This is a genomic window from Variovorax sp. LjRoot290 (genome assembly GCF_964253985.1).
Taxonomy (GTDB): domain Bacteria; phylum Pseudomonadota; class Gammaproteobacteria; order Burkholderiales; family Burkholderiaceae_C; genus Variovorax.
Window position 1 is genome coordinate 2647538 of sequence record NZ_CAXURW020000001.1, and the last position, 15467, is coordinate 2663004.

Sequence of the window (15467 nt, forward strand, 5' to 3'; positions counted from 1 at the left end):
CGATCCACCCCGGCAGCCGGTCACGAACGGCCTTGCTCCATTTGCCGGCTTGCCGGCAGGAATTCCTCGCCGCCCGTGAGATCCGCGATCAGCCTGCGGATGTCGTACGTGAGGTCAAGGTCTTCGGAGAACCGGTCGATGATCTTGTAGGCCTTCGAGAGCGAGGTTCCGCCCTTGAAGGTGAGGTCGGCGGCAAGCGCCGACTCGAACAGCGCGCCAAGCGTCCAGACGATCCACACATCCTTTTCGAGCAGGTGCGTGGGCCTGCCAGTCTTCTCGCGGGCCTGTTCGATGACTTCGCCCTGGTCCTCCTTGCTGAGGGCGAAGTAGTGCTCAGCCACGAAGCGCTTCTTCGCCGATGGCGCGCGCCATCCAGGAGGGCAGGGCAGCGCGCGCAGAGGTCAATGTCCGCCACTCGGAAGGAGGGAGCGTGCGCCGCAGCGCTGCCAACGACTCGCGCACGTGATTCGGCCCCATCCATGCCAAAGCCCGTATCGCCGCACCGGCCTGGCCAGAACCCAACGCGAGCATCCAACGCGGAGCATGCTTGACCGTGACTTCGGAGCGCCCCAGCTTGAGCTTTCGGGTGCGACCGGAGGTCAGGTAGACCTCGCGGATCGGCACCTGCTGGGTCAGGCCTAGCGCATTGGCAGCGTTGGCACCGTGAGGCGTCACAACTTCACCACTTTGCGCGGCTAACGCCTGCACGACTTTCTCTGGCGCAGGCGCACGCGTGCCAAATCGACTCGACACCGGGGTGACGTAGGTTCCACGCGCGACGCGCAGCAACTTGCCTTCCTTGGTGAGGCGGCACAGCGCCTGATCAACGGCCGCCCGGCTGCCAAGGTGCAAGAACTCTTTGGGCGACAGCACGCCTCCCTCCGAAAGGGACTGGGCATGCAACAGGATGGATTCAGGCAGGCTGCTCACAATCGTGACCCCTATCAGAAATGTAGCGCAGTTTCTGACATTCAGCCGCCGCAGACTGGGGCCTGGGTCTCTACTAGATGCCATAATTATAGCGTTTTTCTGAAAATAATGCCGGAATATTGCACTTTCTTAAGAAAGATGTGATCTTGCTTCGGAAAGTGTGTAAATATTATGGCTGTTTTTGCCAAAAACACCTAGAATATCGGCTTCATGGCCAAGAAGACAGCCCCTTTGCTCCCAGCCACCGATGAACTGCTACGTCAGTTCGGCGGCCGCCTGCGCCTGGCGCGGCTGCGCCGGCGGCTCTCGGCCAAGCAGGTTGCCGAGCGAGCCGGGATGGCGCCCATGACGCTGCGCAGCCTGGAGCGCGGCGGGTCGGGGGTGACCATGGGTGCCTACCTCGCCGTCATGCAAGTGCTGGGCATCGAAAAAGACCTCGACTTGCTCGGTAAGGCCGACCCTGTGGGTCGCGAGCTCCAGGATGCGCAGCTGCCCGCGCACACCAAGACAACACGACCAAGCTTGTCGCCGTCAGCCAAACGGCCGGCGACGGCCAAGAGGCCGGTGCCGGTTGCTGGCGCCGCGGCGGAGCTTCGCCATGCCATCGAAAGCTCACCGCAAGAACAACTGCGCAAGCTATTCGATTCCCTGCCCAGCGAGCAGATGCGCAAGGCACTTGAAGCACTGCCGGAAACACAGATGCGCAAGGCACTGGCCGCCATGCCGTCCGCGCACCTGCGTGAAGCCGTGGACCGGCTGGATGCCCCCAACAGGCAAATCAAGAAGCTGCTCAAGCCTTCTGAGGACGCGCGGGACTGGATCAAGAAGAGCGGCTTCGCCAGCGCCGATGCACTTGCTGGCTTGATTGACCCCTCGGTGTCGCTGAAGAAAGGGCGTTGAGCCCATGGCAGCGACCATCGCCGTCTATGCGGACTGGGTCGGCCTCGCAGAGCCGCTACGGCTGGGGTGGCTGCATGCCAGGCGCGGAGCAGGCCGGGAGGTTTTCGAGTTTGAGTTCGACGCCGCGGCGCTGGCCCACCCCGCCGCCGGGAACTTGCACCTGGATCCCCGGCTGGGCCTCTTCGAGGGCCGGCAGCACCCGCCGCAGGGTCACGAGACCTTCGGCGTGTTCGCCGATGCGAGCCCGGATCGTTGGGGCAGGTCGCTGATGCGCCGCCGGCTAGAGCGCGCGCAGCGGGCAGGGCAGGTGGGCAAGGCCGTGCGCCTGCATGAATCGGACTACCTGCTGGGCGTGCACGACGCCTATCGTTCCGGGGCGCTGCGCTTGCGACTTGATGACGCCGGCGATTTTCTGGACAACCAGCACGGCGCGGCAGCGCCGCCATTCGTGCAACTGCGCGAACTGGAAGCGGCCAGCCTGGCGCTGGAGCGCGATGAGGACAACACCTCTGCGGCGGGCGACGACTGGCTGCGCATGCTGATCGCACCCGGCGGCTCGCTCGGCGGTGCGCGGCCCAAGGCCAGCGTGGTCGATCCACAGGGGCAGTTGTGGATTGCCAAATTCCCGAGCCTACGCGACGAGCACGACGTGGGCGCCTGGGAACTGGTGGTGCAGACCCTCGCGAAGGGCTGCGGCCTCGCCGTGCCACAAAGCCTCGCACGCAAATTCGCGAGCCCGCACCACACCTTCCTGGTGAAGCGCTTCGACCGTACGTCAGACGGCCGGCTTCACTTCGCCTCGGCGATGACGCTCACCGGCCGCTTGGATGGCGACGATGCATCGACAGGTGCGAGCTATCTGGAGATCGCCCGCGTGCTGATCGATCACGGCGCGCACACTGTCGCCGATTTGCGCGAGCTGTGGTCGCGCATCGTGTTCAACATGCTGGTCTCCAACACCGACGATCACCTGCGCAACCACGGCTTCATCCTCGTGCCCGGCAAGGGCTGGCGCCTGTCCAATGCCTACGACATGAATCCTGTGCCCGAGGCGCAAGGCCTCAAGCTCAACGTCAGCGAGGCCGACAACGCGATGGATCTCGATCTGGCGCGTTCGGTGGCGCCATACTTTCGGGTCTCCAAGAAGCTGGCCGACGAGATGGTGTCGCGCAGCCAGGCCGTGGTGAAGCAGTGGCCCAAGATCGCCGACAGCCTGAAAATTCGTGTTCGAGAGCAGGAGCGAATGGCTCCAGCGTTCCAGCTCGCTGGCTGATCAGACCATCTGCTAGCCTTGGCAGAACAGCACCCAGTGTCCCGGAAAGATGCTATGTGGGACTACCCGAGAGAGACCCGTTTAGCTACAACGGGATTTCCTTAACTTCTTGGCAAAGGAGATGGAAATGTCGACAACCCAAGCAGTCCCACAACGTGAGGATACGGCGATCCAGGGCGATCTGTACATGAGCTTCGAGCTCGGCGACAAGGCCTGGAAGCTGACAGCGAGCGATGGCCACCGCGGCGCGAGCCGGTACACCGTGGACGCCGGCGACACGGCCGCCGTTACGCACTGCATCGGCCAGGCCCGAGAGCGCTGCAAGCTCGAGCCGCAGGCCACGGTGCACGCCTGCTACGAAGCCGGGCGCGACGGCTGGTGGCTGCACCGCTGGCTGATCGAGCAGAGTGTCGACAACATCGTGGTCGACTCCGCGAGCATCGAGGTGAACCGGCACGCCAGGCGGGCCAAGACCGACCGGATCGATGGCGACAAGCTTCTGGCGATGCTGCTGCGCCACCATCGCGGCGAGCGCGTGTGGTCGGTGGTGCATGAGCCCACGCCCGAGGACGAAGACGCGCGCCGCACGCACCGCGAGCTCGCCCGGCTGACGCAGGAGCGCACCTCACACACGAATCGCATCAGCTCGCTGCTGGTGCTGCAGAACCTGCGCCCGCACGTCATCATCGGCGGGCGCGACTGGGCCGCCTGGTGGACCCGTCATGGCGAGCAGGTGCCGCCTGTCTTGCGCGCCGAGATCGAGCGCGAGCACGCAAGGCTGTCGTTGGTCAAGCAGCAGGTGAAGGTATTGGAGGCTGCGCAGCGCCAAGAGGTGGAGGCCGGCCGGCACCCGCTGGTGGCCCAGCTGACCCAGCTGCGCGCCATCGGACGCAAGAGTGCCTGGGTGCTGGACAAGGAGCTGTTCGGCTGGCGGCACTTCGCCAACCGGCGCGAGCTCGCCGGCTGCCTGGGGTTGGCACCCACGCCTTATGCCAGCGGCGACAGCCAGATCGAGCAAGGCATCAGCAAGGCGGGCAACAAGCGAGCGCGCGCGTTGCTGGTCGAACTCGCCTGGAGCTGGCTGCGCCTGCAGCCCGACAGCGCCCTGACCCAGTGGTTCAACCGGCGCTTCGCTGGCGGGGGCAAGCGCATGCGTCGCGTAGGCATCATCGCCTTGGCGAGGAGACTGGCGATCGCACTGTGGCGCTATTTGCAGTCCGGCGAGATTCCTGCCGGTGCCGCGCTTAAGCCAGCCGCTGCCTGAATTCCCGAGCAGCTTTGCTCCAACGCACGCAGCCCAAGGAACGCATTCATCGGGATCAAAGGTCGACGCGCCCGCGGCTTCCCAGGGTCACTGCGTAGAAGTGACCGTCACGAAAGATGGGGCGCCTCGGTAACGGGGGTATTGCCAGTGTGCTTCGCGCGCATGCAGCATGAGGTGCAGGGCGTTCACGCCCTGCACGGATAGAAGGTCGTCCGAGCATTGGCTCGAACGCTCGGAACACCCCGACCTCGGATCAGGATGCGTTACCAATGCCACGGCTCAACTGTCTCATCCGCTCAGCAACACCCGGGAGGCCGCCGCCATGAAAGACTGTTGATCAAAAAAATGGCTTGACAAAAGAGTCCCCATAGAAGGGAAGCCGAAGATGTGCAGAATGCTGTTACAAACCTCGGCGTTCGTTGAATCGCAACCTGCCGACTCTCCACTCGTTTTGTGGTGTCACTTCACGGCGCCAACTCTAGAGTTATGTAACCGCAGCAAGCGCAGCAAAGGCTCGCTTGGTACACCACAACCGAAACAATGATCGCCGCGCCGTTCGCTCGGGGAATCTCGCGTTGCCTCCTCTCTTCATTCCATTCGTCTTTGGCTATGGAATCGAGATATTGTTTTCTCTGTTTGACCGTGTCGTTCGCACATTCACTCAGCCGGAATCCGCAGATGGGCGTCCAGTCCGATCTGCATGGGTCGCGTCCCATTCCGTGGTGTAGCTCCACAGCCCGGAGAAGGCTGAGCTGCACGGTACTCAGCGTGCCACTGCGGACAGCCGAGTGGGCGCAGTATCGCTCAGGGTCTGCAAGCCCTCCAACTGCATGTAGCGCCGGTTGAGGGACCACTCGTCGTTCTGCTCGAGCATCATGGCGCCGACGAGCCGCGTGATCGAGGCGTCGTTGGGGAAGATGCCCACGACGTTCGTGCGTCGCTTGATCTCGGCGTTCAGCCGTTCCAGGGGGTTGGTCGAGTAGATCTGCGTCCAGTGCGCCCGTGGGAATGTCATGAAGGCCAGCACGTCGTTCTCCGCGTCGTCCATCAGCGAGCCGAGCTTGGGGAACTTGTCTCGGAGCTGATCGGCCACCGACCGCCATTGCGCGCGCGCTGCATCGGCCGAGTCCTGCACGAACACCGTGCCGATGGCGGCCGAGACCATGCGCCGCTGCGTCTTGCCGGCATGCGCCAGAGCGTTGCGCATGAAGTGCACCCGGCAACGCTGCCAGGTGGCCTTCAGCACCTTCGCGGCGGCCGCCTTGATGCCCTCGTGGCTGTCGCTGATCACGAGCTTCACACCGCGAAGACCTCGACGGTTCAGGCTGCGCAGGAACTCGGTCCAGAAGGGCTCGGCCTCCGAGGCGCCGACCTTCAAACCCAGCACCTCGCGCTGGCCGTCGGTGTTCACGCCCACCGCCACTATCACCGCCACGCTCACGATGCGCCCGGCCTCGCGCGTCTTCACGTAGGTGGCATCGATCCACAGGTAGGGCCAGTCGCCCTCGATCTGACGCCCCAGGAAGGCGTTGACGCGCTCGTCGAGCTCGCCGCACAGGCGGCTGACCTGGCTCTTGGAGACGCCGCTCATGCCGAGCGACTTGACCAGGTCGTCCACCGAGCGGGTGGAGATGCCTTGCACGTAGGCTTCCTGGATGACGGCCGTGAGCGCCTTCTCGGCGGTGCGCCGGGGCTCCAGGAATTCGGGGAAGTAGCTGCCCTGGCGCAGCTTGGGGATCTTCAGCTCGACGCTGCCCGCGCGCGTGTCCCAGGTGCGCTCGCGGTAGCCGTTGCGGCTGTTGAGCCGTTCGGCGGGATTCTTCTCGTCGTAGGCGGCGCCGCAGCGGCCGTCGACATCGAGCTCCATCAGGCGCTGGGCCATGAACTGCACCATCTGGCGCAGGACGTCGACGTCGGCTCCCTTCTCGGCGAGCTCGGCTAATGCCATAGTGGCGGTGGTCATTGTGATTTCCTTTATGGACAGGTTTGGTGGGTCGCACCCCAAACTTATCCGGACTTCACGATGGCCACCCCCGAAGGGAGCGGTCGCTGCGCGGCAAGCCGCTTCGGGCTACGCCCTACGCGCCTTGCCGCGCAGCGAGTGAAAGAAGACTTACACCACTTCCCGGGACATCAACTCTGCATGACTGAGGCTTCCGGCTCCCCCGACACTCGGACGACACGCTGTGCGAGGGGCGGAGGACGCCTGGACAGGCCCCAAAGAACCTCAATTCATTCCCACTCAATGATTTCCGATGACCGAAAACCCGCATGGATGCTTGCTTTGAGAGGTCGGGGCATCGTACTTTACCGTCACTTTTACCGTCGAAAAACGAACGCTTTTGCTGGCGCGGGAGATGGACTCGGTTTGCGGGCGGCTACTCCAGCGCATCGATCGGGATGATTGGCATCTATTGAGGACTATTGGATCGCGCCCTCAACCGTATCCAAACGATTGATTCAAGAATAGTGGCTGCGCTGCGGAGTGCTTCCTTCAGCCCATGGATGGGGGTCTCCATCGTCTTGTGGACGCGCACACCCGAACGGCCGACTAACCTGACTTGAGGCGTCTTACCCCGAGCGCCACCGTGAAGAACCACCCGAGGAGTACCTGACCATGGCAAAGACCAAGAGGAGTACAGCGTCGTCCTCTGACGGCGACGCGCGCAAGTCGGTCATCGTGACCTTCAAGCCGAAGGAGACGCGGCGCAACAAGTCGGCCGACAAGATGGAGATCCTTGCCTCGAGCTGTCCACGCGCCGGCAACCTTTTCATCTACGATGTCGCCGGCGCCGACGCGTTCACCGTCGGCGCCCCGGGCCTGCCGACATCGATCGAGAGCGACAGCATCGGCTTCGACATCAACCTCTACGAGGCACCGATCGTCACGTTGAAGCTGTCGGATAGCGAGATCAAGGCGCTGAAGAGCAACCCCGACGTCTCCGCGGTCGAAGACGACGGCTGGGCCCATGCGCTCCCGCTGCAGAACTTGGTGTTCGAGGGGCAGCCGTCGGTGCAGGCCGAGACGGTGCCGATCGGCGTCTCGCAGATCCAGGCGGTGCCGGCCTGGGGTTGCTCGCGCGGTCGCGGCATCAAGGTCGCGGTGCTCGACACCGGCATCGATTGGAACCATCCGGATCTGCGGCCGAACGTGCGCAGCGCGATCAGCTTCGTGCCGGGCGAAACGGCGATGGACGGCAACAGCCACGGCACGCACTGCTCAGGCACCATCGCTGCGGTGATCAACGGCGCCGGCGTCGTCGGTGTGGCACCTGAGGCCTGGCTCTATGGGATCAAGGTACTGGCCAACAGCGGCAGCGGCCAGTTCAGCTGGATCATCGCCGGCATCAACTGGGCGATCCAGAACAAGATGCAGATCGTCAGCATGAGTCTGGGCGCGAGCAGCGCGCCAGCGGCGCTTGAAGCGATCTGCAACGCCGCGTTCAACGCCGGTGTGCTGCTGGTCGCGGCAGCCGGCAACGCCGGACCGCCGCCGGCCGGCCAGCCGACTTCGGTGGGCTTTCCGGGGCGCTACAGGAATGTGGTCGCGGTCTCGGCGATCGACAGCAACAACGTCATCGCGCCGTTCAGCAGCCGCGGGCCGGAGGTCGAGATCTGCGCGCCGGGCGTGCAGGTGCTGTCCACCGTGCCCGGCGGCGGCTACGGTCAGAAGAGCGGCACCAGCATGGCCTGCCCGCATGTCGCCGGCGCTGCGGCAGTGATCTGGGGCGCGCACCGATTCGCCACCAACGTGCAGATATGGAACCTGCTCGGGGCGAGCGCCGACAACCTCGGCAACCCGGGCTGGGACTCGCAGTACGGCTACGGCCGCGTCGACGTGGACCAGGCCGCACTGGCGGTGGTGCCGGCGCCAGCGGTTCAGTTGCGGCCCTGAGGCGCGGCGACGCAGCAGCCGATGCAGGTGCTGATCCTTCCGCTGGTGCCCGACGCGCCGCTGCCGCGGCGCGCGCAGGCGGCCTCCCGGTCACCTGGACGCCCAGGCTACGGCGTGCAGGAGCAGTGCCTGCCGTTTACCGCGGCCGCCGGGCTCGGCCTGCTGGTGCCTGCGCCGTTCGACTTCGGCCTGTGCCTGCCGGCTGAGGTGCCGCCGCTCGCGCGCGCCTTCAGGCCGCCACCCGCGGCCGATGTCGCCGGCGACCGACGGACGTTCTACGTGTGCGACCGGCCGTCAAGCCGCTTCACAGGCAATGCGTTCACCTTCGACGCCTTGCCTTTCGACGACGAGCAAGGGCAGCGCCGCGAGATACGCCCGGTGCATCCCGGATTGAGTTTCTTCGATCGTGAAGACCAGGCGCACCTGTTCAAGTTGCACCTGCCCTGGTTGCTGCGCACGCCGCCGCAGGTGGACAGCTTCTTCGGCCAGCCGATCAACCGTCCGGTGCCGGTGGCAATGCACGTCGGCCTGGTCGAGACCGACTGGTACGCGCATCCAGTGAACCTGGTGTTGCTGCGGCCTGCCGAAGGATCGCTGCATGTGCGCGCCGGCGACACCGTCGCTCAGGTGAATTTTGTCGCCCGCGCCGCCCGTCGCGTCGATCCCGAGATACTTCCGCGCGACGGCAGCACGGCCCACGCGCTGCACAACGAGTTGCTGCAATGGCACATCGCGCATGGCCGCGATCGCAGCGCCTATCGGAGGCTTGCGCGCAGCGAGCAGGGCCGACTCTTCGAGGCTCAGAGCAACGGCGCCGGACCTTGAGCCCATGCCGGCACAACGACGCGATGGGAAGAGCGACGGGCTCAGCCGCCGTCAGCGAACGCATCGAGCGCCTCGGCCAGTCCGTCGTACTCGATGCACTCCACCATCGGATGCGCCGCCAGGTCCAGTACCTGGCGTGCCGTCATCTCGCCGGCGACCATGCGGATCACTTCGATCTCTTGCGTCGCTACAAACGGCACGACATCGGCCGCCTTCGCGCCGGGCGCGAGCGTGACGATGAACTGGAGCTTCAGCTTTGGATGCCTGACAGCCAAGCGGGTGAGCACTGAGGCCGTGCGCGGTTCGAGAGGGTGTTTCATCGCGGCGATCTGATTGGCGGGGCTGGCGGATCCATGCTATCCCCGCCAAGAATAGTCGGGTTGCTCGAGCTGGCTTTGACCTGGACCTGCAGCGCGCAACCATGCGGCGAGTCGCGTGTCTTCGAAGTGTGGTGTAGATCATTGGTATTCAGGAATGCTCCCTGCTTGCTTGCGCAGCGCAGATCAGGGAAGCTCCTGCCACGTCGGTGCGCCGGCTCGCCTATCGAATGAATCCATCCGTTCTAAAAAACCGCCGCATCAGCCTGAATACGCGCCTGAGTCTGGGCGTCGCTGCGGTGGTGCTGGCAGCCACGTTCACGATTGCGACGATCGCGTTGCACCTGGTCAAGGCCAGCATGCAGGCGTCGATTGCGAACGAGCAGTTCGCGCGCGTATCGACCATTGCGGAGGCGGTAGACCAGAAGTTCGCGAGCCGGCGAACCCTGCTGAAGACCTTCGCCGAAAGCGTGGAGACGCAGGGATTCACGAACGGTGCGCCGCTGCAGGCCTTCCTGAAACAACACGAGTCCCTTCGAGCAGCCTTCGACAACGTCGCCCTCCTGGACCTCGATGGCAATCTGGTGGCCAACTTCAACGGCGCGCAACAGATCGGCCGGTTGAACATCAAGGACCGTGCGTATTTTTCGGACACGGTCAGATCCATGGCCGGCGTGATCTCGCAACCGTACCGCAACCGGATCAACGGCCTGGCGCAGGTGGCGATCACGGAACCCGTGATGGACGGTACCGGAGGCGTGCAGTTCGTGATCTCGGGCTCCATCAACCTGAAGGAACGGAATATTCTGGGCTCGCTCGCCGACATCAAGTTCGGCGAGACCGGCTACCTGTTCATCACGACCACGGACGGCGTCGTGGTCGACCATCCCCGCGAGGCGCGCGTCCTGAACCGCTCCAGCGCAGAGGACGCTGGCAACCCTGAAATCGATCGCGCGATCGGGGGCTTCGAGGGCAAGACCGAGGGGCTCAACGATGCCGGCGTGCATGGCTTGTACGCCTTCAAGCGCATCCGCCACGCCAACTGGGTTCTGGGCTCGATGTATCCGCGCCAGGAGGCCTTCGCCCGGATCGATGCCATCGAGCGCGCGGCCTGGGGCGGGGCGCTCGTGCTTGCCCTGCTGGCGGGCACGCTGGCGCTGGTCGTCGTGCGACGCCAGCTGAAGCCGCTGACGGAACTGCACCGGCACATGCGGGATGCGCAAGCCGCACCCGCCGAAGTTGCAACGCCACGCAGTTACCCGCGCGATGAGATCGGCGATCTTTCGCGAACCTTCGACGAGCTGATGCGAGAGCGGCAATCCAGCGAAAAATTCCTGCGCGACATCACCGACCACCTCCCCGCCATGGTGTCGCATGTGGATGCCCATGGACGCTTCGGCTTCGTGAATGCCCGCCTGTGCGACAAGCTGGGCCGCAGCGCATCCGAGCTCGTCGGCCAACCCGCGCAAGGCATGCACGGCGCGGACGACAGCGTCATTCCGGACCGCTACCTCCAGCGGGTGTTGGCCGGCGAGCCCGTGACTTTCGAGCGAAGAGGCTCGGTGAGGGGCGGCGAGCAGGCGCGTTTTTTCCAGACCGATCTCATCCCGGATCGCGATCGATCGGGATCGGTCCGCGGCTACTACGCGATGACCTCCGACGTGACGGAGCGCAAGCGCATCGAGCTCAGTCTCGCGCACAGCGAGGCGCAGATCCGCACCATTGCGGACAGCATTCCGGCACTGGTTTCGCACGTCGACGCTTCGTTGCGGTACACCTTTGTCAACGCCCACATCAAGGCGCTGCACAAGAACGACGCGATGGCCGGCAGGTTGATGCCCGAGGTTCGCGGGAAGGCGGACTTCGCCGTGGTCGAGCCTTACTACCGCCGTGCGCTCGCGGGCGAAACCGTGATCGTCGAAAAAAGCGGCGATTCGGCGCTGGGCATCGGCGACCGGACCTACAAGGCCCACTACATCCCCGACCAGGACGATGTCGGCATGGTGCAGGGCGTGTTCGCAATGACCTTCGATATCACCGACGAGGTCAGGGTACGCAAGGCGCTCAGCGAGCAGGAGAAGCGGCTACGCGACGTCACCGACAGCATTCCGGCGCTGGTGGGTTATTTCGATCGCGAGGAGAACTGCCACTTCGGCAACAGTCGGGCGCGGCAGATGGCCGGCTTGGGCGATGGTCCGCTCGACGGCGTGACCTTGCGGTCCGCGGTGGGCGAGGAGGTGTACGCGCAGCACGTGCCGCACATTCCCATGGTGCTGGCAGGAAAGGCGGTGCGCTTTCCAGTCCAGGCGCCGCTTCGCGGCAAGGACGGCTACTTCCAGGTGAATCTGATCCCGGACAAGGATCTGCAGGGGCAGGTGCTGGGCTTCTACCTGATGACCTTCGACATCACCGCGCTGAAGGAAGCGGAGCTGCGCCAGGCTGAAAGCGAAATGCGCTTGCGCACCATCACGGACAACCTGCCGGCGCTGATCACGTACATCGACCGCGAGCAGAAGATCACTTTCGCGAACGCGACCTACCGCGAATGGCTGGGACTCGATCCGTCCGCGCTCGTGGGCCGCCATATCCGCGACGTGGCAGGCCCCGAGCTGTACCTGGCCCGCAAGGCCATGCTCGAGCGTGCGCTGGCGGGCGAGCGTGTCGAATTTGAAGCCAAGACCAAGAGAGAGGATTTCGATCGCATCACCCACGTCATCTACGTGCCCCACATCGGCGTCGACGGCTCGACGCATGGCATTTTCTCGCTCAGCCTGGACATCACTGCGCTCAAGCAGGTGGAGCGCCAGCTGATCGAGCTGGCGCGGGTCGATACGCTGACCGGCTTGCCGAACCGGCTCGCCTTCAACGAGTATCTGCCGAACGCCATTGCGCGTGCCAGGCGCACGGGCAGCACCATCGCGCTGATGTTTCTGGACATCGACCATTTCAAATCGATCAACGACACGCTCGGCCACGCGGCTGGCGACGAGGTACTGAGCGAATACGCAGGACGCCTGCTGGCCAGCGTGCGCAGCACCGACACCGTGGCGCGGCTCGCCGGCGACGAATTCGTCATCGTGCTCGAGAACCCGAGCACGCAGGAGGCGGCCGCGGCGGTGGCGCGGAAGATCGTCGGACGGGTCAACGCTCCGGAGTTCCAGGTCGATGGCCGGCTGCTGGATGTCACGACGAGCATCGGCATCGCATTTCATGAAGCGACCGATTCTTCCGTCACGGCCGAAGAACTGCTGGCGCTTGCGGACGCCGCGCTCTATGGCGCAAAGGCGGCCGGGCGCAACAGGTTCGAGTTCTCCGCTGACAATTTCGCCGGGGTGGCCCAGAATCCCCAGCGCCAATCGAACAGGAGCTAGAGGCCATGCCGTCTGCCGAAGTTGTTACGCCAGAGCAGTTGTTGAAAGAGATCGCAGCGCAAGGCCGCATGCCGATCGTGCGGATAGGTCAGGCGCTGGTGTCCCTGGGCATGGTCACGGACGAACAGTTGAGCGCCGCATTGGCGCAGCAGCAGCTCGATCGCAGCGTGCCGCTGGGCGAGACCCTGGTGCGCATGGGTGTGGTCAGCCGTGCCCAGCTGCAGACTGCGCTGGTGCGAAAGATGGGCTACCCCCTCGTCAATCTGCATCTGTTCCCGGTCGCTGCCGAAGCCCTGCGCAAGATCAGCCATGGCGTCGCGCGGCGCTTGCAGGTGATGCCGCTGATGATTCACGAGGGGCGTCTCATCCTCGCGCTCGACGATCCGGCTGGCCGGCATGCCGCCATCGACGAAGTGGAGTTCATCGCCGAGATGAAGGTGGTCCCGGTGCTCGGACAGTGCGGCGACCTGGACGGCGTGCTGCACAAGGCGTACGAGAAGATCGGCGCGCCGGCGGACGGACGCTCGGCAGCTGCCGACCCGATGGCCATCGACTTCGACCTGGCCGGCACCAGCGAACTGCTGGAGACCCTCGAGAAGGAAGGCCGCGCGCCTCCGGTCGACGAAGAGGCGCCGATCGAGCAATCGGACAACTCGCTGGTGCGGATGATCAACAGCATGATTCTCGAAGCGCACCGCGAGGGCGTGTCGGACATCCATATCGAGAGCTATCCGGGGCAGGAGAAAACCCGCATCCGTTTTCGCCGCGACGGAAGGCTCTACACCTATCTGGAACTCCCATCCAGCTACCGCAACGCGATCGTCGGACGCGTGAAGATCATGTGCGACCTCGACATCAGCGAGAAGCGCAAGCCGCAGGACGGCAAGATCAATTTCGCCAAGTTCTCGCCGCAGCATCACATCGAACTGCGCGTGGCGACCGTCCCGACCAGCAACGGCCTGGAAGACGTGGTGATGCGCATTCTTGCTTCGGCCAAGCCCGTCGCGCTGGACCAGCTCGGGCTTTCGGAGCGCAATCTTGCGCGCTTCACCGCGGCGGTCGAGCGCCCCTACGGCATGGTGCTCTGCGTCGGCCCCACCGGTTCGGGCAAGACCACGACCCTGCACTCGGCGCTCATGCACATCAACACGCCGGAACGAAAGATCTGGACCGCCGAAGACCCGATAGAGATCACGCAGGCGGGCTTGCGGCAGGTGCAGGTCAACCCCCGCATCGACTGGACCTTCGCCAAGGCCTTGCGGGCCTTCGTGCGCGCAGATCCGGACGTGATCATGGTCGGCGAGATCCGGGACGAGGAAACCGCCAAGACCGCGATCGAGGCATCGCTGACCGGCCACCTCGTGCTCTCGACCCTGCACACCAACAGCGCGCCCGAAACCGTGACGCGGCTCCTGGACATGGGGATGGACCCCTTCAACTTTGCCGACTCGCTGCTGGCGGTGCTGGCGCAGCGGCTGGTGCGCCGCCTCTGCACCCACTGCATCAGCAGCCGCCCCGCGAGCCCGGAAGAGACCGAGGAACTGCTGGCCGACTACCTGCACGCGTTCGCGAAGAAGGATTCGCCGGCCGAACGGGAGGCCGTGCTCAATTCCTGGCAGCGCCGCCATGCCCGCGATGGGCGGCTCATGCGCTTCGCGAGCGCCGGATGCAAGCACTGCGACGACACCGGGTTCAAGGGACGCGTCGGCATCCATGAGCTGATGGTGATGTCGAAAACGCTGCGCCGCCTGGTGCAAAACGGCGCTCGCGCGGAAGAACTGCAGGAAGCGGCGCTGCGCGAAGGCATGCGCACCCTGCGTCAGGACGGCATCGCCAAGGTTCTTTCAGGGCAAACGACGATCGAGGAAGTGCGCGCGACCAGCAACGTGTGAAGGCTCACGCGGCGTCCCATGCCACGGACGGCAACGCCGCGACGGCAGGCCTGGCAAACAGGTAGCCCTGGAACAGATCCACGCCCAGCGCGCGCAGCACGCGAACTTCTTCCGAAGCTTCGACACCTTCCGCGATCACCCTGATTTCAAGCTCCTCGCAGGTGGCGACGAAGCCTTTCACGATGGTCACCCGGACGGGATCGATGTGGATGTCCCGCACCAGGCTTATGTCGATCTTCACCACATCGGGCTGAAAGGCCGCGAGGAGCTCGAAGCCGGCGTAGGCGGAGCCGAAGTCGTCGATGGCAGAGGTGAAGCCGTAGCGTTTGAAGGTGCGGAAGGCCGCCGCGAGACCGGGCAGGTCCTCGACGCGCTCGCCCTCGGTGATCTCGAACATCAGGCGGTTGATCGGAAAGTTGCAGCGCTTGGCCGTTGCCATGGCGGTACGAAAGCATTCTTCCTGCCCGGCCACGTCGTTGGGCATGACGTTAAGGCTGAGCTTGGATTCCATGCCCAGCGCCGAGGCCATCTCGATGGCCCGCACGCGGCAGGCTTCGTGGAAGGCAAAGCGCTGTTGCGGGCCCACGCGCCCAAGCACTTCGGACGCGCCTTCTCCGGACAGGCCGCGCACCAACGCTTCATGGGCAAAGATTTCCCGCCGGGCGAGGTCGACGATCGGCTGGAAGGCCATCGTGAACCCCGAGTCGAAGCCAGGGGAGTCGGCAACGGCGGTTGTTTCGGCTGTCACTGGCATGGACCTCGCAGGCGGTGTTGGTAGAGGCTGCATTGTGCTGGCGAGC

The 15467-nt window shown here is 64.7% G+C and carries 12 protein-coding genes; 7 read left to right on the top strand and 5 right to left on the bottom strand.

What is annotated here, in order from left to right; translation table 11 throughout:
* Positions 1-20: 20 nt before the first annotated feature.
* Positions 21-341, bottom strand: coding sequence for a nucleotidyl transferase AbiEii/AbiGii toxin family protein (locus tag ACSQ9A_RS13305; protein ID WP_436303959.1), 321 nt, complete (start codon positions 339-341; stop codon positions 21-23).
* Complete coding sequence (locus ACSQ9A_RS13310; protein WP_436303960.1) at positions 334-930, bottom strand: DUF6088 family protein; 597 nt, start codon at positions 928-930, stop codon at positions 334-336. Before ACSQ9A_RS13310 ends, ACSQ9A_RS13305 begins: the two co-directional genes overlap by 8 nt.
* A gap of 210 nt (positions 931-1140) precedes the next feature.
* Between ACSQ9A_RS13310 and ACSQ9A_RS13315 the strand changes: the two genes are divergently transcribed.
* The 3 genes from ACSQ9A_RS13315 to ACSQ9A_RS13325 all read left to right on the top strand — a co-directional run bounded on the left by ACSQ9A_RS13315 (position 1141) and on the right by ACSQ9A_RS13325 (position 4367).
* Positions 1141-1830 carry a helix-turn-helix domain-containing protein gene (locus tag ACSQ9A_RS13315; RefSeq protein WP_436303961.1) on the top strand — a complete coding sequence of 230 codons (690 nt, stop codon included), beginning with the start codon at positions 1141-1143 and terminating at the stop codon, positions 1828-1830.
* A gap of 4 nt (positions 1831-1834) precedes the next feature.
* Entirely contained in the window at positions 1835-3103 is a 1269-nt protein-coding gene (locus tag ACSQ9A_RS13320; protein ID WP_436303962.1) for a type II toxin-antitoxin system HipA family toxin, read from the top strand.
* A gap of 127 nt (positions 3104-3230) precedes the next feature.
* Positions 3231-4367, top strand: a complete 1137-nt coding sequence (locus tag ACSQ9A_RS13325) for an IS110 family transposase (protein ID WP_436303963.1) — start codon at positions 3231-3233, stop codon at positions 4365-4367.
* A 763-nt stretch (positions 4368-5130) separates the two neighbouring features.
* Here the strand turns inward: ACSQ9A_RS13325 and ACSQ9A_RS13330 are convergent.
* Positions 5131-6330 (bottom strand): IS256 family transposase, encoded by a 1200-nt coding sequence (locus ACSQ9A_RS13330; RefSeq protein ID WP_436297126.1) that lies wholly within the window; start codon positions 6328-6330, stop codon positions 5131-5133.
* 654 nt (positions 6331-6984) lie between these two features.
* Between ACSQ9A_RS13330 and ACSQ9A_RS13335 the strand changes: the two genes are divergently transcribed.
* Both ACSQ9A_RS13335 and ACSQ9A_RS13340 read left to right on the top strand, forming a co-directional pair.
* The gene (locus tag ACSQ9A_RS13335) at positions 6985-8262 is read left to right on the top strand and encodes a S8 family peptidase (RefSeq protein WP_436303964.1); all 1278 of its coding nucleotides are present in this window, start codon (positions 6985-6987) and stop codon (positions 8260-8262) included.
* Positions 8263-8283: 21 nt separating this feature from the next.
* Positions 8284-9087: a DUF6065 family protein gene (locus ACSQ9A_RS13340; protein WP_436303965.1), complete on the top strand. Its 804-nt coding sequence runs from the start codon at positions 8284-8286 to the stop codon at positions 9085-9087.
* Between the two features lie 41 nt (positions 9088-9128).
* Here the strand turns inward: ACSQ9A_RS13340 and ACSQ9A_RS13345 are convergent, their stop codons facing one another.
* Entirely contained in the window at positions 9129-9407 is a 279-nt protein-coding gene (locus ACSQ9A_RS13345) for a hypothetical protein (protein WP_436303966.1), read from the bottom strand.
* A gap of 227 nt (positions 9408-9634) precedes the next feature.
* On the opposite strand from ACSQ9A_RS13345, the gene ACSQ9A_RS13350 reads away from it, so the two are divergent.
* Both ACSQ9A_RS13350 and ACSQ9A_RS13355 read left to right on the top strand, forming a co-directional pair.
* Complete coding sequence (locus ACSQ9A_RS13350) at positions 9635-12775, top strand: PAS domain-containing protein (protein WP_436303967.1); 3141 nt, start codon at positions 9635-9637, stop codon at positions 12773-12775.
* A 5-nt stretch (positions 12776-12780) separates the two neighbouring features.
* Entirely contained in the window at positions 12781-14667 is a 1887-nt protein-coding gene (locus tag ACSQ9A_RS13355; protein ID WP_436303968.1) for a GspE/PulE family protein, read from the top strand.
* 4 nt (positions 14668-14671) lie between these two features.
* On the opposite strand, the gene ACSQ9A_RS13360 is transcribed toward ACSQ9A_RS13355, so the two are convergent.
* Positions 14672-15415, bottom strand: coding sequence for an EAL domain-containing protein (locus tag ACSQ9A_RS13360; protein WP_093107474.1), 744 nt, complete (start codon positions 15413-15415; stop codon positions 14672-14674).
* Positions 15416-15467: the final 52 nt, after the last annotated feature.

Excerpts from the sequence above, each read along its gene's own strand:
- ACSQ9A_RS13315 (WP_436303961.1), top strand. The coding sequence starts at position 1,141 with ATGGCCAAGAAGACAGCCCCTTTGCTCCCAGCCACCGATGAACTGCTA.
- ACSQ9A_RS13320 (WP_436303962.1), top strand. The coding sequence starts at position 1,835 with ATGGCAGCGACCATCGCCGTCTATGCGGACTGGGTCGGCCTCGCAGAG.
- ACSQ9A_RS13325 (WP_436303963.1), top strand. The coding sequence starts at position 3,231 with ATGTCGACAACCCAAGCAGTCCCACAACGTGAGGATACGGCGATCCAG.
- ACSQ9A_RS13330 (WP_436297126.1), bottom strand. The coding sequence starts at position 6,330 with ATGACCACCGCCACTATGGCATTAGCCGAGCTCGCCGAGAAGGGAGCC.
- ACSQ9A_RS13335 (WP_436303964.1), top strand. The coding sequence starts at position 6,985 with ATGGCAAAGACCAAGAGGAGTACAGCGTCGTCCTCTGACGGCGACGCG.
- ACSQ9A_RS13340 (WP_436303965.1), top strand. The coding sequence starts at position 8,284 with ATGCAGGTGCTGATCCTTCCGCTGGTGCCCGACGCGCCGCTGCCGCGG.
- ACSQ9A_RS13345 (WP_436303966.1), bottom strand. The coding sequence starts at position 9,407 with ATGAAACACCCTCTCGAACCGCGCACGGCCTCAGTGCTCACCCGCTTG.
- ACSQ9A_RS13350 (WP_436303967.1), top strand. The coding sequence starts at position 9,635 with ATGAATCCATCCGTTCTAAAAAACCGCCGCATCAGCCTGAATACGCGC.
- ACSQ9A_RS13355 (WP_436303968.1), top strand. The coding sequence starts at position 12,781 with ATGCCGTCTGCCGAAGTTGTTACGCCAGAGCAGTTGTTGAAAGAGATC.